The sequence below is a fragment of the Pseudoalteromonas citrea genome, assembly GCF_000238375.3.
In the GTDB taxonomy this organism is placed as follows: domain Bacteria; phylum Pseudomonadota; class Gammaproteobacteria; order Enterobacterales; family Alteromonadaceae; genus Pseudoalteromonas; species Pseudoalteromonas citrea.
The window spans coordinates 926533-944736 of record NZ_AHBZ03000027.1; the positions used below are offsets into that span (position 1 = coordinate 926533).

The window sequence follows — 18204 nt, forward strand, 5'->3', positions numbered from 1 at the left end:
TCTTAGAAATAAAACCAAAGTACATAGTTTTACATAATGTTTTGGCATGATTTAACTATGTAATAAAAAATAAGGATAGTTTATGAAACTTGAGATATTACTAGATAAACAGAAAAAACCATGGGATATACCAGTGAGTTCTCCCTCTCAGCGTTCTACTATTATTAGCTCGATTTATGGGCAAGGGAAACGTATTCCAAAAAACAGTGCGATTCTAGATGGTGAATTAACGATAACCTATGAGCAATTGATTGCTCGCGCGTCAATCGTTGCGAATACGCTTGCTGTACAAGGGGTTAAGCGAGGTGCATTAGTCGCTGTATGTATGGAACGGTCATGGGAACTTGTCGCAACATTGATTGGTATTTTACGAGCAGGATGTGCTTATGTACCGTTAGACCCAAGTTATCCGCAAGCGCGTATTCAGTATATGTTAGCGCATTCATGTGCTGTTGCTGCAATCGTTGACAGTGAAACTACCAGCGCATTATGCAGCACGGTTGATAAGTTAATCAATATGACAGAGGTGACAGAGGTGACAGAGCAGCCGCTTTGTGATTTTGAAGGGCCGTCAAGTAATGAGCTTGCTTATGTCATGTATACCTCAGGGTCTACTGGTCAGCCAAAAGGGGTAATGGTCAGTCATGGTAATCTTGTTGCTCTAAGTGATGCCATGGCTCAATTGTTTAGCCAAGAAGAATTGTCTGGTGTATTGGCAGCAGCATCTGTGTGCTTTGATACGTCAGTGATGGAAGTTTTAGGGACTTTATCATTGGGAGGTACCATTATATTGGCCCCAAATGCAGTTTCATTGCCAACATTAGTTCATGCGAATAAAGTTAAAATGTGTGTGATGGTACCTTCATCGATGCAGGCATTGCTGGCAACAAACACGTTGCCAGATAACATTCAATGTGTGGTATTCGGTGGCGAAGCACTTAAGCTGTCGTTGGTGAAGCAAATTCATGCACTTGCTCATTGCCCACGGGTTTTGAATGCATATGGCCCAACCGAAGATACGGTATTTTCTACCATTAGTGCAGTTGAGCGTGGCACATCGTGCGTGACGATTGGTAAATCAGTAACAAACTCGCGTGCCTATATTTTAAATGAATCAATGACGGTCACAAGTGCAGGAGAGCCCGGTGAACTCTATTTAGCGGGTAACAAGTTGGCTGGCGGCTACTTAAATGATGAGGCCTTGACGCGAGAGCGGTTTATTGACGTGACACCCACAACGGCAATCCCTGAGCAGCGTTTATATCGAACTGGTGATCTATGTCAGTGGCACAGCAATGGAGAAATAGACTATGTGGGTCGTATTGATCAACAGGTAAAACTCAGAGGCTTTAGAATCGAGCTTGGAGAAATTGAATCGACATTAGAGGAAATGGCGGGTATTGATGCCGCTGCAGCGGCCGTATTAGACAGTGGCACTGGGAAAAAGGTGCTGGTGGTTTATGTGGTCAGTCAAAGTAGTGCCCTAACAAGCTTGGAAATCACAGAGTATTTGTCAATGCATCTACCGAAATACATGCTACCTCAGCTTGTTATGCACCTTGAGTCGTTGCCTTTTTTACCCAATGATAAATTAGATCGCAGTCAGTTACCGCAGTTAGCCGAGGTGCGTTTGGCGGTGCACAAAGAACAGGCTCTTGAGAGCGAAACATCTATTCCCCGCGAAAACATAATTCAGTCGCACGGCAAGTATGGGTATGAAGAAGTATTGGCGGTGATCCAACATGAAGTTGCAAGCTTACTGAATTTAACCAGCCCACAAGACGTACAAGAAGATGTGACATTTAATCGTTTTGGTTTTGACTCTTTGAGTTCATTAGAATTTACCAGTCGATTGAGTGCCCAGCTAAACTATAAACTGGCTGACACCTTGCTTTTTGAACAGGGTACGCCAAAAGCATTGGCAGGGTACTTGGTTAAGTGCCTGTCTGGTACAGGGAGTGATGTCAGTGCGTTAGGTCAACCTCCTCTGGAATCAAAACTGGCTGATACCTTGGCTCATTTTCAAACGCTGCTGCAATGCAGTCACCCCACTTTTCAATCAGCCAGTGCAGTGTCGTGGAGTGTTACTGATAAAAGCATATTAGTTAAGTATATAACTGAAATGGTTAACAATAACGGAAGAAACCCGTACGGAAAGGTACTGCGCACGGGCAGCGCTGCAACTGGGGTGATTGGCGACTCTTATAAAAAGGGCGGTGATCGAAATGCCATTATATGGTCAACCAACTTGTACTTTGGCTTGAATCGAGATGCAAATATCATTGCGCAAGCAAGTAAAGCGTTGCAACAGTATGGCACAGGGATGGGGATTTCTGCTGCTGCAACAGGTATGACTGATTTGCATGTCGCTTTTGAACAAGAGTTCGCGCAGCTAGTAGGCAAGCAAAGTGCCTGTTTATTTCCGACAGGTTATACCGCAAATTTGGGCGCTATTTCGGGCATAGTAAGTAACAATGATATTGTGGTTATTGATCAACTTTGTCATGCCTCAATTGTGGATGGAGCACGCCTCAGTGGCGCACAAATAAGAACATTTAAACATAATGATATGCAAGATCTCGAAGCTGTACTCAGCAGCGCTATGTCACCCTACCATACCACATTAGTGGTGTTAGAAAGCGTGTATAGCATGGGGGAAGGAATTGCGCCAGTGGCCGATATTGTCAAAATAGCAAAACAATATGGAGCATTAACCTTAGTCGACGAGGCGCATTCTTTTGGGTTTTACGGTGACAATGGAGCGGGAGTTTGCGCTCTGCAAGGGGCCACAGACAATGTTGATTTTTTGATGACGACACTCAGCAAAGCCATGGGAAGTATTGGTGGAGTCATTGCGGCAAGTGACGCACATATTGAGTTGCTAAAATCGGCATCGCGCGCGTATATTTTTCAGGCGTCGATAAGTCCTGCTGATATTGCTGCAGCGCTCGCGTCTTTACGATACTTACGCTCGGATAATTCATTGAGAGCGCAGCTATGGGACAGAACTACTTATATGCGGCAGCGTTTTACACAGGCTGGATATGATTTAGGTGACGGAGATGGCCCCATAGTCACCCCGCACTTTTCTGATAAAGAGACTTTGTACGCGATTGTTCAAGGCCTGTATGACCGTGGTGTGCAAACGCTAGCGGTCACTTATCCTATTGTTGAGATGGGCCGTGGGCGGTTACGGTTTATTTGTTCAGCATCTCATACGCGAGACGACATCGACCGTACGTTACAAGCCTTGATAGAAACTGAGCAGGCCGTCAAAGATGAAATGGCAACCCGTAAGGTTGTCACTGAGATATCGGCAGAACCTCACCTTGCATCTAAACTGGTTACGGCGAAAGTACAGAGATGGGCAAAGCAATTCGCAGCGGGTTTAAATGGTTATTTAATTTCATTATCAGGGCCGGCTCCTGAATTAATGATCTCTGTAGAGGTGGGGGAAGGTGAACGGTCAATTTGCGTTATGCTTAAAAACCGCGAAGTTACGGTGCACAATGAGCTTAAGATGCTTGAGAACCTACCATCATGTACGCTACAGCTAGCAAATAATGCAGCACTGAATCATTTATGTACGCATGATATTGAAGCGCTGTTAAATAATGTGTGTATGGGAACCTGCTTATTAGCTGGGCAAACAGAGGTGTTTGTCTGGTTGATAGCCCGCATGGATGAACAAAAAGTGTTGGTTGCGCAAAGCGAAACTAATGAACAGGAACTAGGTCTGATTTAAGCCGGCGAAGTGAGGTGGTATGTAATAAGGCCTGCGTTAATGGGTCTTATTACATACCTAATTACATACCTAAGCTAACCGGTAATAATGTCATTGACCCGTTTAAATGTGGCAGTGCTCGCTTGTGTTTTAAAGTAGATTGGGTAGGTTTGTGTTACTTGCTCAAAATTGGCGTGGTTTTGCACCTGTATATGTAAATGCGGATGTGTTGAATTACCTGAATTTCCACATTCTCCAATCAAGGTTTTCCCCTCAAAAACACTGTCACCGTGCTGTAACTGACAAGAATGTTGTTTTAAATGAGAGAGCATCACATATTTATCGCCATGTTTTATGATGACGTAGTTGCCGGCCAGATTGTCTAAATCTGATTGCCCTAATGGCATATCTGTATGATCTGTTGCCAAAGCGACCACTTCGCCACTGATCGGCGCAAATAGTGGTTTAGCAAAGGAGTGAAAGTCGTCGGGCTTGTTTTTGTTCGTATTACTTGTAGATACATCACCTTCAAACAATTCTATATCTAATGCCCAACGTTGCTGTGCAATATTAAAATGATGATTAAATAAGCTACTTGCGCCTCCTTGCAATACTATCGCATCTTGCTTAAACGGGCTTAATAGTGTGACTGCATGGTCAAAGAATACACGTTGATAACGGAGTAACTCAGTGACGAGAAATAGGCTAAAAATTGACATAAAGGTTAATTGTGGCCAATTAACTGCTTTACTGGGTAAGCACATTAAAATAGCAACTGATAGAGGCAGGGTGACCATAAGGCTTTTGATCACTTTTCTCTGTTGTGTACTAAAAGAGTGCCCAGGCAAACGCAGCCAGATATAAATAAAAATCAGGGTAAAGTAAGTAACTTTAATAGCACAATCTAGCCAATATAATAGGCCTAAATGGATTAGATTATTTGCCCAATACTCAAAACCAAACTGATGGGTAAAGAGCTTAAAAAGTGTAAGCGCAGTCATGCCGATAAAGCTCAAAATAAGGTAACCATTTAGCGCGTTGTAGAGTATACCAATCAGATGACTGAAACAAAAAATCGCTGTGAGTAAGCACATTAATATAATTTCGATCCACATTTTAAACCTCCGTTTTTTTCAATCATAGCTTTGAGCAATATGACTTGAAATAGCGAACGAAAGTATATAGTGTCAAGTATCATATATTGATACTCAATTGGAAAGTAATGAGCCTTTTCGATCAGCAAATCATACGTTATTGCTTGGCTAAAATTAGGGGGGCGTTAAAGCAAAAGTCACTGACTTATAGCCATGTTGCGCACCGACTCGACACCTCAGAGGTAACGGTTAAACGCATGATGTATGATGACAATATTAAGTTTGAACGGCTGATCAAGCTATGTGGTATCGCTGATATTGCAATTGATGTGTTATTAAATGAGGCGGTAAATAGACCAGCCGAACATCAGTATTTCACACCAGCTCAAGATCATGCCTTTGCAAACTCTGAACAACTATTGCACTACTTTAGTTTGCTCGTATTTGAAAAAATACCAATAGCAGAAATTGAGCTGCAATATCAGTTAACTCCTGCGATGACTTATACGTATCTCAGAGCGTTAGAGAAGCTTGAACTGATCACGCTATTACCTGCGAATAAAGTGCAGTTTAACTTCACCTTCCCTATCGGTTTTTCACCCGATAGTCTTGTGCTCAAAAATCAGTTAAAACAAGTGATTATAGAAACTACTCAAGCGATTGTTACAGAGCAAGATAAGCATGCTTTTATGATAGTAAAACCACTACAGTTACCGTATTCAATGCATGAAAAAATGCTTGATGAACTGGTGAATGTGGTTGATAAATATGCGGAGCTATCAGAGAAGTATAAGCATGAAGACATTGAAAACATGCGTCAGGTGTTGATAGTAGATAATAAGATCCCCGACACAAGTCCCATACCACTTTCACCCATATTAGATTTGTAACTTGGCAGCTCAGTTCAATAGGTAAATAGCAGTAGCATGCGTATTATATTGGGGCTCTGTGATTTAAAATTCTTTGTAAAACTAGTGATAGTGTCTAATGGCTTAGATGCTGTAATCGAGTGTAATTTAAATCATTATTTAATCGTGTGACAATATATCTACTGTGACACAATTAAGAAGCTTAGCTATGGAACGCCGTACTTTTTTAAAATCAACCTCAGCGCTTTGTTCAGCGGGGTTACTGGGTTTATCAGTTCATGCTCAAGAGCAAAAAAATAATACCCATGTTGATCAAATGACACAACGTTTGTCTATTTCTGCGTTGCGTAAGTTAAATGTCACCTTTCCTAGTATGGTGGTTATTACACCGACAGGTGAGACGGTTGAAGTACAGCTAAAACCACGCATTATTCGCCGTTATGCACATTCTATTTATGTGTATTTTGAGCAGGTAAAGGAAATCAGTATCTTTTCTTTACAAGGCGAAAGTATGGGCAAGATCCACCTACCAGATTCAATGAGTGGCATTAAAGACTTTGCGATTGATCACACGCTTCAGTCCGTGCATATATTAGAATACGGCAAACATAGCATAACGACGCTTGATTTTTATGGCCAGACTGTGACAAGTATCGGGGAATTTGGGACTGATTTATTGCAAGATCTCAATGGACCAAAAAGCTTGACAGTCGATGAGCAAAGCAACATTCATGTTCTAACCAGTAATGACAATATTATACGCGTTTACGCTGCAAATGGTGTATATGTGTCTTCTTATAACCATATTGGCCGACATATAGGACATATCAGGCAAATAGATGGTTACCAGGTGATCAGTGGTGTTGGTGGTAAATTTAATGACACAGTGACCGTGCTGTCAGGTCATTAAGCTGCATGAGTTGCAGTGATAAAGCATCATATATTCCACTGTGTATGATGCTTTTGGTTAGGTGCTTATATTTTTTCTGCTAACAGTTTGCGCCAACCAACGACGTTTGCCGGACCTTTTCGACGAATAATGAAGTTTCTTACTAGCCGCCCTAAAACGCTTTGCCCTAACCCTGCAAGCTTTATAATTTTATTTGATTCTTGAACTGTCCAAGCGACTCGTGCACTGCGGGCTTGTTGATAGTTTGCCAATGCATGCTGTAAATCTAGTGTGGTATCAGCAAGTTGATCAGCCAAACAGTTGACATCTTCTAAAGACATACCTGCGCCTTGCTGCAAACTAGGTGGGCAACCATGTAGGGCATCACCAATTAATACTACATTGTTGAACACAGCATTTGTTTTAGCGACACTTTTTAGGCCACCTCGAACAATATCTTTATTGTCAGGCATGTTGTCTAGGCAATGCTTTATGGGCGCTGCATAGTTGGCAAATATGGCATTTAACGCAGCTTTGGCTGGCATAGCATAGTATTGCCCTGTTGGGTCGATAACGTGACCATAGCAGTACACTTCTACATCGCTAATGGGGTAAATCATAAATAATGAAGTGTCACCCACGTAGTACACGGGCTGAAAATCTTGTAAAGGCTTTTGAGTGATAAATCGCCAATTTGTCACGGTATGTTTTAGTAAAGGCGTGTCAGGTTGGATTATCCCCCTAACTTGTGAGTTTATTCCATCTGCGGCAACCACCAAATTGTAGTGCTGAGAGTGCTCGTTATTGAACGTCACGGTAGCACCTTCATTGGTGTGTTCAATATGGGTCAGGCAAGTATCGAGCCTGATTTCTTCGGCGATGTCTTTTCTGAGTATATCCATCAATGCGTCGCGCTTTAAGGCTGCGAAGGGCGCTTTATTCAATGGAGCATCATTAAGCGACGCTTTAGCGAGTGTTTTGCCATTCGATAGCGCATACTCAATTTGATTTACTTGATGTGCGCACGCCATAACTTGGTCAACTAAGTCTAGCTTTTTAAGCTCAATCATTGCGTTGGCAGGCAAACAGATGGCAGCGCCTTCATTGGTTAAAGTAGGCGACTTTTCAATAATATCAACTTGATGTCCCTGTGCTTTTAAACGACGAAATAAGGCACTTCCAGCGATCCCAGCACCAACAATCAATATACGTATATTTTCCAATTTACTCATAATCTCAATAAAAAGAACAATGTTAAAGCGTTTACTAAAGACTTTTTTTAATAACAACTGAGCTGGAAAGTACCATCGTTTTGAGTTGCGAGTAAAGAGAGAGCATACCCTGCATTTAGTTAGCCTAAATATTGTGTTTTTGATTGGCGGCTATGTAACACGTTTTTTATATCAAGCTGTTTGGTTTCATTTGACGCTTTAACATAAATGCCCTCATGTTCGAGTAACCACAATTTACGTTCTATCCCCCCTGCATATCCTGTTAACTTTCCAGTGCTGGCTACAACGCGATGACAAGGCACAATGATACTGATTGGGTTTCTGCCATTGGCGCCACCAACGGCTTGCGATCCTTTCGGGCGATTAACTTGTTTGGCAATATCTAAATAAGAACGCGTTTCGCCAAAAGGGATGCTGTTTAAGCAATGCCACACTTGCTGTTGAAAATCAGTACCTACTGGGTCAAGTGGAATGGTAAAAGTACTGCGTAAACCATCAAAGTACTCAGCGAGTTGTTTAATACACATATGAGTAATTTTATTAGGGTTCGCTTCGTTGACCTGCTCGCCACAAAATATGACATGTCTTAGGCCTTTTTCAGATGATACACACTCGATTGTACCGAGCGGGGTGTTTAAGTAATCAACGAACATCATGGCGGTTCCTCAAAGAAATCTATTAACAGAGCGTATCATACTCGAATTTTTTAGGTGGTTCTGGCCGCAATTCGCACTGACTGTTAGCAAGTGTTCTGGATAAAAGTAGAACAATAAGGAGTTGTTGCAATGAATAAGCAACGCAAAACAAAAACTCATCTTTAATTGCTTGTTATTTAAACTCACTGTAAATGAATGTAAAAATTACACCGTTCCAAGTTGTTTCTTATAGGTGTTAATTGTATATAAGGTGTGTTTATTTTGTTTTTTTTAACGCTCTTTATCTTGGTTTTTACATTAAAAATAGAAGGGTACTTATGCTTTAACTATTTTTAAATTCAATATTATCAGTACCTTAAGTTTTTATTCTTGGTTTTTTAATTGTTAATTTTTATCGAGTTTTTTTGTTGTAAATTATTGTTGAGTAATTGATTTAATTTTAATAAAAAATTCATAATAGATTATTATAGTCCCAGCCCATTTTGTGAATGGGCTTTTTTGTATAAAAAGTAAGCTAATAAATCTCGGTTTTAATAACTTCATTAAAACCAAAGAGATAAAATACACACACGGGAATATTATGTCTAATTACACACGCGCTTACAGGCGATTGCGATATTTAAAACGCAGTATGATCGCCGGGGTATGTGCGAACCTTGTTATGGGTCAAGCGACAGCCAATGTTATTTTTACTGAGTATGTTGAAGGAAACGGTAGTAACAAAGCACTGGAAATCACCAATGTTGGCGCATCTAGCGTCGACTTAACTCAGGCTTCAATTGCATTAACCACCAATGGTAAAGTTCACGCTGATGTTACGCCTATTGCACTCTCTGGTACTTTAGCCGCAGGAAGCAGTTATGTATTGACCAATGGTGGCGCGGTCGACGCGCTAAAAGCATTCAGCAATACAACCAGTAATGCGACTAGCTTTAATGGTAATGACGCGTTAACGCTGTTTTTTAATGGCAAAGTGGTTGATAGCTTTGGGCAAGTGGGCACTAATCCGGGTAAAAACTGGGGCAGTGGTGATACCAGCACACTCGATAGAACTTTACGCCGTAAAACTGGCATCCTTGTGGGAGATACGGTCTATGATGATGCGTTTACCCCATCTAATGAATGGGTTGGTTTTGCTAAAGATACCTTTGATGGATTAGGGTGCTCTGGAGTCGCGGCATGTGGTGGGGATGGTAATATACCCTCTAAAATTAGTGGAGCGGCAAAAACGGTTGTTAATGCCGGCACCCGTTATGATTTTACGCCAAGTGTGACTAACCTTGACAACGATTCCCTTACTTTTACTATTGAAAATAAACCCGCATGGGCTGAATTTGATGCAAAGACAGGTCAGCTTTCAGGAGATATTAAAGTAGCTGATATTGGCAGCCACACTGGTATTGTGATAATTGTCAATGATGGCACTGCTTCTGATGCGCTGGCGTCTTTTTCTATATTAGTGAGGCCCGCTGGCACGAACGATGTACCAAAAATAACAGGTACCCCTTCATTATCGATTCAAGCAACTCGGTCATACAGCTTTGTTCCAAAAGCGACGGATATTGAAAATGATACTCTGACTTTTACAATTAATAATAAGCCCAGTTGGGCAGTGTTTGATACACAAACAGGTCAATTAAGTGGTGCGCCAAATGAAGTACAGGTTGGGGTGTATGCTGATGTCACCATCTCTGTTTCTGATGAGTATAATACTGCGCAAAGCCTACCGTCGTTTTCTATTACGGTGACAGATAAGCCAGGCAGTAACTATGATTACAGCCAGTACTATGCCTCTGTAATTGGCAAAACTGATACGGAACTTGAACAGGCGTTAGCCTTGATCTCACGTAAAGGTCAGCAGCAAATGACCTATTCGCAAGTGTGGGATGCACTTAAGTACTCAGATGAAGATCCGCAAAACTCAGAGAATGTGATTTTGTTTTACTCTGGTCGCAGCCAAGCCAAAAATACCAATGGTGGCGGAACAACACAGTGGAACCGAGAACACAGCTGGCCAAAATCTCATGGTTTTCCTGAACAGAATCAATACGGTTACACTGATATACATCATTTGCGCCCTACTAATGTAAAAGTAAACTCTGCGCGCAGTAATAAAGATTATGATGAGGGGGGGGCTCCGGTAAGTGGTGCTCCTGGTAACTTTACTGACGATGACTCGTTTGAGCCACGTGATGCAGTCAAAGGTGATGCAGCACGTATGATGTTTTACATGGCCGTACGCTACGATGGTACTGACGGCAACATGCCTGATTTAGAATTGGTTAACACGGTAAGTAGCAGTAAGTCACCAACGTTAGGTGTATTGTGTAATTTAATGCAGTGGCATCGTCAGGATCCTATTGATACCCTAGAGCGTGATCGCCATCAACGCATAGTAGAACAGCAGGGCAACCGTAATCCGTTTGTCGATAATGGCGAGTTTGCTGAATTATTGTTTGGAAAAACCTGCCCAAAAATTGGCCCGACAGCGCCAGTTATTGGCGGCTCTGCGGTACTTAGCATCGGTGCTGGCAGTGCCTATAGCTTTGTGCCATCAGCAAGCGATGTGAATCGTGATAAGTTAACATTTTCGATAAAAAACAAACCAAATTGGGCTGAGTTTAGCAGCGTCACGGGCTCACTGACTGGGACGCCTGAAATGGCTCATATTGCGACATATCGAGATATTCAAATCTCCGTGAGCGATGGTGTATTCAGTACGAGTTTGACAGCGTTTAATATTGACGTGGTTGACCCAAAAACCATTAAGCATCCCCCCACACTGTCAGGCGTACCGAGTACGGGCGTGTTAATCAATCAGACATACCGTTTTGTACCTACAGCCCATGACAGTGACAACGATAGTTTAACCTTTAGCATTGTTAATAAACCAAGCTGGGCTGCATTTAATACCAGTACGGGTGAGCTGTCAGGCACACCAACGAATTCGGACAAAGGGAGTTATAACGCGATTGTTATCAGTGTGACTGATGGCAATACTGCAGCGGTTGAACTTGCGCCTTTTTCAATTTTAGTCAGTAATGATACGCCGGTAAATAATGTCATTTTTACCGAATATATTGAAGGCAGCAGCAATAACAAAGCCATTGAGATCACTAACTTCACGGGGGAGAGCCTAGATTTAAGTCGCGTTAAAATAGTGCTTGCCGACAATGGTAAACCACTTGCAACCGCAGGGCTACGCTCGCAAATTTTATCAGGGGTATTAGCCGATAAAGCAAGCTATGTGATTGCTAATAGTGGTGCCAATGAGGAGATAAAGGCTCGTCAAAATAGCACCAGTACAGTGACTTATTTTAATGGTGACGATACCTTGGTGCTCATGGTCGATGAGAAAGTAACCGATGTGTTTGGCCAATTAGGGACAGATCCAGGCAGTAGCTGGGGCTCAGGCGATACATCAACAAAAGATAAAACGCTGCGACGCAAAGCGGGTATTACAGCCGGTGATATAAATGGCACTGACGTATTTAACCCAAGCGCACAATGGCAAGGCTTTGCTAAAAATCTTGCTGATGGCTTGGGATGTAGTGGCACTGGAGCATGTGGTTCTAGCGGCACATCACCGATTGAGCTGGGAAAATGTGGCGATAGCGCGACCTTGATCAGTGCCATTCAAGGTGCTGAGAGTACAAGCCCTCTGGTTGATAAAAGTGTCGTGGTAGAAGGTGTTGTGGTGGCAAGCTATCAAGGTTCAGGCCAGCATGGTGGCTTTTTTGTACAAGAAGAAGACACACAAAAAGATGGTAATAAAGCCACCTCTGAAGGCATCTTTGTGGCGCAAACGACAACTTCGGTTACGGCTGGTCAGCAGGTTCGTTTTACAGCGAAAGTGGCTGAAAAATACGGTTTAACTCAACTCAATGATGTGGCAAATATTACAACATGTGCCACCAATGTATTGACAATGGTAACGCCAACGCCGGTTAATTTACCGTTTGCGGAAAACTTCATGCAAGAGTCTTTAGAAGGGATGTGGGTAACGCTTCCTCAAAAGTTGCATGTCACTTTGAGTCATAACTTTACAAAGTATGGGGAGATATTATTATCTAACGGTATGCGTGTGCAACCGACCAATAAATACCCTAAGGACGACCCAAAGCGTCAAGCACTCGCAGATTTGAACGCTCGAAATGTACTATTGGTTGACGACGATTCTACACAACGCAATCCAGAAAGCATTAGTTACTACCCGCAATTTAGTGCAGACAAACCGCTTCGTTCAGGGGCGCAGGTTTCAGGCTTTAGTGGTGTGATCCATTACGGGTTCGGTAAGTACAAGTTACTGCCAACCAATGTGCCTAAATTTGATAATGTGAATGCGCGGCGCAGTAAACCTTTTGCCCGAAAATCATCACCACATATTCGTGTAGCAAGCTTTAATGTTTTGAACTACTTCCTTGACTTTAAAGGAAGAGGTGCCAGCAACGAAAAAGAATTTAAGCGTCAACGCAGCAAAATTGTTCGGGCTATTACAGCCATGGATGCGGATGTTGTGGGCTTAATGGAAATAGAAAATAGTGGGTTTGGTCCCAGCAGTGCGATTCAAAACTTGATTGATGGGTTAAACGAGCGCGACCAGCAACATACGTGGCAATTTGTTAATCCTAAATTAGACAAAGTCGGTTCTGATGCGGTTACCGTTGGGATTATTTATCGTAGTAATAGAGTACAGCCGGTTGGCGTACCACAGGTGATAACTGACGCCCCATTTGATGAACAAACCAAAGCACATCGCCCGCCTATGATGCAAAGCTTTAAACCAATCCATGGTGGTAAAGAAATAAAAGTGATTGTGAACCACTTCCGCTCGAAAGGGGGGTCTTGTGGCGCAGATATGGATGATGATGTGCAAGGCGCATGTAATGGTCAGCGTGTATTGGCATCAAAAACATTACTTAAAAGCCTAGGGAAAACGGCAAAGTTGAATGCGCCAGACTTGAAAGCTCGCAGTGCAATGAGCACTGAGGTATATAGTAATGATGAACCAATATTTGCCATTTTAGGAGACTTTAATGCCTACGCCTATGAAGAACCGATGTTGGAGTTTTATAACGCAGGGTTTACTAATATAAATGTAGCCAAAGGCACGGGCGAAAATTATTCATATTATTACTCAGGGGTGGCAGGTAGTTTAGACCACTTATTAACGGCAAATACGTCTGTGAATAGTGTTGCGCAAGCAATGCACTGGCACATTAACGCTGATGAAGCGGCAGCGCTTGATTACAATACTGAGGATAAAACTGAGGCTCAACAAGCCAAGTGGTTTGGTGAAACACCGTATCGTTCATCTGATCATGACCCTGTGATTGCAGACTTTGATTTAGCGGCTGTAGTATTACCGGTAAACCAAGCGCCGATTGCGAATGATGATACCGCTGAAACGGTGCAAGGTGAGTCGGTTAGTATTAATGTACTAGCCAATGACCAAGACCCAGAAGGTAATGCGTTTTTTATTACCGCTGCAACGCTCTCAAATGAGGTGGGAACAGTGAGTTGGTCTGGGGCAAATATCTTATTTACGCCTAATGCAGACTTTGTCGGGGACGCCTCGATAAACTATGCGATCAACGATGGTGCGAATGGCATTGCGACTGCTACATTAACAGTGACTGTTACCGCAAAGAATCAAGCGCCAGTAGCAAAAGATGATGCCGCGACTACCAATGAAGATAATGCCGTCACAGTGTCTGTTATTGACAATGACCTCGATGAAAACACCGCTTTATTGAAAATTAATGCGGCGACTGTTTTGTCTGGGAAGGGCGTGGTTTCGCATAATGCTTCGACCTTGACTTACACGCCGAGCGCTCACTTCAACGGAATTGCGACGCTAAGTTACACCATTGAAGACTCTCAAGGAGCCACGTCGAGTGCCATTGCAACGATCACCATATTGCCGGTGAATGATGCACCGCTGTTAAATAACGACACAGCACTTGCCTCTGCGCGCAATGCAACGACAATCGATGTACTCAGCAATGATTCTGATATTGATAATGACACATTAAGTATTGTTTCTGCGTCGGCTGATGTTGGGATAGTTAGCATCAGCAATAACACGCTGATTTATCAAGCGCCTCAACTTAACACTGGTAGTGCAGCACTTAACTATACCGTAAGTGATGGCACGGTGACTGGCGCTGCCACAGTGCATGTCAACATTCATACAGCGAATGTATCACCAGTGGCGCATGACGATATCTTTGAGCTTGATAGCAATGAAGATTCTGTACTTATTAACGTTTTAGAGAACGACCTTGATGCTGACAGTGATGTATTAACCGTAATCGCGGTAAGTACAGATGCGGGTTCTGCGGTGATTGTTGACAATACCATTCACTTTACCATGACTGATTCATTCCAAGGCAGCGCACAGGTGCGTTACGCCATTACAGATGGATTCGGTGGGCGTGACGAAGGATTATTGGAGATCAAGCAGCAGCAAGATTCAGCACCGACGATCACAGTACCAAACCCAATAACGGTTAACGCAACTGGGCAATTCACCCAAGTAGATTTAGGTGTTGCAACTGCAATAAACGCAGCTGGTGATGCTATTGCTGTTACGCGTGAAGGAAGTGAACACTTACCTTCAGGTCTTAATAGAATTTACTGGCAAGCATGTAGTAACGAGGTGTGTGATAAAGTCGCCCAGCAAGTAAACGTTAAACCTTTGATTGGTTTTTCATCGCCAAGCCAAGTGGTACTTGAAGGCACCAAAGCAGTGGTCCCTGTGATATTAAGTGGTGCGCATTTTGAGTACCCAGTAGCACTTGGATACTCAATCAGTGGCACGGCAAGTACTGATGACTTTGGTTCACTAAGTGGTGAATTGGTTATCACACAAGGGACGCACGGACTGATTGAAATTGAGGTGTTGAGTGATACGTTAGCCGACAGCGGTGAATCAATTGTGGTGACTTTGCAAAGTGATGAGCAAAACTTAAGTAATCAAACGAACCATGAAATTGTGATATCTGAATTAAATCTTGCTCCGGTTGTGACGCTAAGTGCGACGCAAGCGGATCAGCTGCGTACCACTATGTCGCAGCTAGATGGCAATATTCTGATACACGCCGCAGTAACTGATCAAAACCCTGATGATTCATATACCATAAATTGGCAATTACCAGATGGGGTAGTTAATAGTGCACCACAGTCGAACGAGTTGAGTATTGATCCGCAAACACTCGTACCGGGTATGTATCAATTTGATGTTACCGTCACCGACAGTGAAGGGTTACAAGATACGCAAAGCGTGTACTTTAAATTAGTTGCAGTTACGCCCAGCCTTGATGAAGCGAAAGACACCGATGGCGATTTACTCAATGATGCATTGGAAGGGTTGGCTGATGATGACGGTGACGGCATTGCTAATTACTTAGATCCAATTGATAGCCAGTGTAACGTTTTACCAACTCAAAAAAATGAGTGGCGCACTGGATTAATTGAAGTTGAAGCCGGTGTATGTATGTCGTTAGGTAGTGCCAGTTTAGGGGCTGCAACGGCGCGACTGAATGAAGAGCAGATCGCAAACTCAGCGCATTTAAGCTTAGACACTGGCATGAAAAATCAAGGCGGGATTTTCGATTTCGTCGTGACTACTGCCAGTGGGATGTCGAGCGTTAAGGTTGTGTTACCTCAACAGGCTGCAACCCCAGCCAATGCACAGTATCGTAAATTTTTGCCAGAGCAAGGATGGATCACCTTCGTTGAAGAAAATGGTAATGAATTACACTCTGCTATGGGGCAACAAGGTCATTGCCCTGCCATAGATGATACGAGCTGGCAATCTGGTTTAATCGAAGGGGCTTGGTGTGTACGTTTGACCCTAGTCGATGGCGGTCAATATGATGCAGACGGTGTAAAAAATGGCAAAATTGTCGACCCCGGTGGTGTGAGCGTTGCGGTAAGCGATAATCAGGCACCTGTCGCGGTAGATGATACGCTGGCTATGTCACAAAATACGCAAGCGGTCGTATCGGTGCTAAATAACGACACAGACGCTGATAATGATGCCCTGTACGTTATTAGTGCGCACGCAGAACTCGGGAGCGTACACATAAACAGTGACTCGACGTTGTTGTATGACAGTGCCGCAGACTTTGTTGGTAGTGACCTGATTGCGTATACCATCAGTGATGGTAAAGGTGAGACTGCCAACGCGTATGTCACAGTAACCATATCTGCCACGGGAAATGAAGAAAATCACGCGCCAATTGCACATAATGATAGCGCGACCGTGTTTAATGATGAAAGCAGTGTGATTGATGTGTTACAAAACGACACAGATCCCAATAATGACGCATTGTCTTTGTTAAGTGCCACTGCCAGTTCAGGAGAGGTGTCTATCGAGGCTAAGCAATTAGTGTATCAACCGGTTGCAGGCAGTGAAGGCCAAGTGACGATTAGTTACATTGTGGCTGACGAACATGGTATGCAAAGTACGGGTAATGTTGAAGTGACGGTTAAAGCCAGAGCGGCAGTAGAGCCGAATAATGCAACACAATCGTCTAGCGGCGGTAGTATGCCAGTGCTTATATATTTGTTAGTACCTGCATTGATACGTCGAGCACGACGCTAACCAAAACATAAGTTATTAAATAAAAACCCTTATTAGGATCAACTAATAAGGGTTTTTTATGTTTAGAATGTCGTGCTTTTTTATTGATACATGGACCCTGAAACAAGTCCAGGGAGACGAAGGTGTGAAATTTTCCATATGCGCGGCATAAAGCCCCGCCAACGGGCAAGGTGAAATGGCATGCTCCCCTTATACTCCGTCTTTCTGACGAAGGTCAGAATCCATAGTGTTTAGAAATAAGATAAGTCATGGGGCTAAATGGTGTGTAGCTGAATTGACATGGACCCTGAAACCAGTTCAGGGAGACGAAGGGTTGAATTTTCTTAGCAACTTTTAGCCTTTATATATGAGGTATAAAGCCCCGCCAACGGGCAAGGTGAAACGACATGCTCCCCTCATACTCCGTCTTTCTGACGCAGGTCAGAATCCATTTTAGTATTGAGTGTGTCGTTAACTATGCGATGAAATCATTGATGGTGCAGTTTCAGTTTTCATGTCATTATTTGTACGAACAGATGTAAAAATACCCTTTTATTTTTAGTTCTTTAAAAAATCATTTAAATACAATAACCTATGTTTCCTTGGTTTTTATAAGGTAAAAATAGGTATATTGGGGTTAAGCTTCTGATTTTAATTGACTTAAGATAAATTGGTTATTGTTCACTGCCGCACAGGCAGCTTAGAAACGCCGCCTCTCCCCCGGGGGAATCAATATCAAGTTCACTGCCGCACAGGCAGCTTAGAAATAGCGGGTATTTTGTAAATAATCTAACAAACAGTTCACTGCCGCACAGGCAGCTTAGAAAGCTATGACCAACGAGCAAGCACAGCTAATAGAGTTCACTGCCGCACAGGCAGCTTAGAAAAAATTTTGGCAACCCAAACATACCTCGCTAGAGTTCACTGCCGCACAGGCAGCTTAGAAAACAGACATTTATACTCAAGCATACTTAAACCCGTTCACTGCCGCACAGGCAGCTTAGAAAATCTAGAACCAACAACCCGCTGTTGCGAATTTGTTCACTGCCGCACAGGCAGCTTAGAAAGAGCCTTTAAAAAACCAATTATCGTACCATTTTGTTCACTGCCGCACAGGCAGCTTAGAAATACTTACGCACTTTTCTGCACA

The 18204-nt window shown here is 42.9% G+C and carries 7 protein-coding genes and 1 CRISPR repeat array (1 of these 8 only partly in view); of the genes, 4 read left to right on the forward strand and 3 right to left on the reverse strand.

Translation table 11 applies throughout. The annotated features are described in order from the left end of the window. The first annotated feature begins 82 nt into the window (after window positions 1-82). Window positions 83-3745 carry an amino acid adenylation domain-containing protein gene (locus tag PCIT_RS22005; protein WP_010367476.1) on the forward strand — a complete coding sequence of 1221 codons (3663 nt, stop codon included), beginning with the start codon at window positions 83-85 and terminating at the stop codon, window positions 3743-3745. 74 nt (window positions 3746-3819) lie between these two features. On the opposite strand, the gene PCIT_RS22010 is transcribed toward PCIT_RS22005, so the two are convergent. Continuing rightward, the gene (locus PCIT_RS22010; RefSeq protein ID WP_010367478.1) at window positions 3820-4839 is read right to left on the reverse strand and encodes a M23 family metallopeptidase; all 1020 of its coding nucleotides are present in this window, start codon (window positions 4837-4839) and stop codon (window positions 3820-3822) included. A gap of 107 nt (window positions 4840-4946) precedes the next feature. On the opposite strand from PCIT_RS22010, the gene PCIT_RS22015 reads away from it, so the two are divergent. Both PCIT_RS22015 and PCIT_RS22020 read left to right on the forward strand, forming a co-directional pair. Next, window positions 4947-5708 (forward strand): hypothetical protein, encoded by a 762-nt coding sequence (locus tag PCIT_RS22015; RefSeq protein WP_010367480.1) that lies wholly within the window; start codon window positions 4947-4949, stop codon window positions 5706-5708. 187 nt (window positions 5709-5895) lie between these two features. Further along, a complete protein-coding gene (locus tag PCIT_RS22020) occupies window positions 5896-6597 on the forward strand; it encodes an NHL repeat-containing protein (protein WP_010367482.1) in 702 nt (233 codons plus the stop codon). A 65-nt stretch (window positions 6598-6662) separates the two neighbouring features. On the opposite strand, the gene PCIT_RS22025 is transcribed toward PCIT_RS22020, so the two are convergent. Together PCIT_RS22025 and PCIT_RS22030 are read right to left on the reverse strand one after the other, a co-directional pair. Beyond that, window positions 6663-7808, reverse strand: a complete 1146-nt coding sequence (locus PCIT_RS22025) for an FAD-dependent monooxygenase (RefSeq protein ID WP_157592810.1) — start codon at window positions 7806-7808, stop codon at window positions 6663-6665. A gap of 119 nt (window positions 7809-7927) precedes the next feature. Then, on the reverse strand, window positions 7928-8464 hold the full coding sequence (locus tag PCIT_RS22030) for a methylated-DNA--[protein]-cysteine S-methyltransferase (RefSeq protein WP_420492151.1): 537 nt from the start codon (window positions 8462-8464) through the stop codon (window positions 7928-7930). Between the two features lie 580 nt (window positions 8465-9044). On the opposite strand from PCIT_RS22030, the gene PCIT_RS22035 reads away from it, so the two are divergent. Next, window positions 9045-17075 (forward strand): ExeM/NucH family extracellular endonuclease, encoded by an 8031-nt coding sequence (locus tag PCIT_RS22035; RefSeq protein WP_010367489.1) that lies wholly within the window; start codon window positions 9045-9047, stop codon window positions 17073-17075. A 658-nt stretch (window positions 17076-17733) separates the two neighbouring features. Beyond that, window positions 17734-18204: a CRISPR direct-repeat array (repeat unit 28 nt; unit sequence GTTCACTGCCGCACAGGCAGCTTAGAAA); it runs 339 nt beyond the window's last position.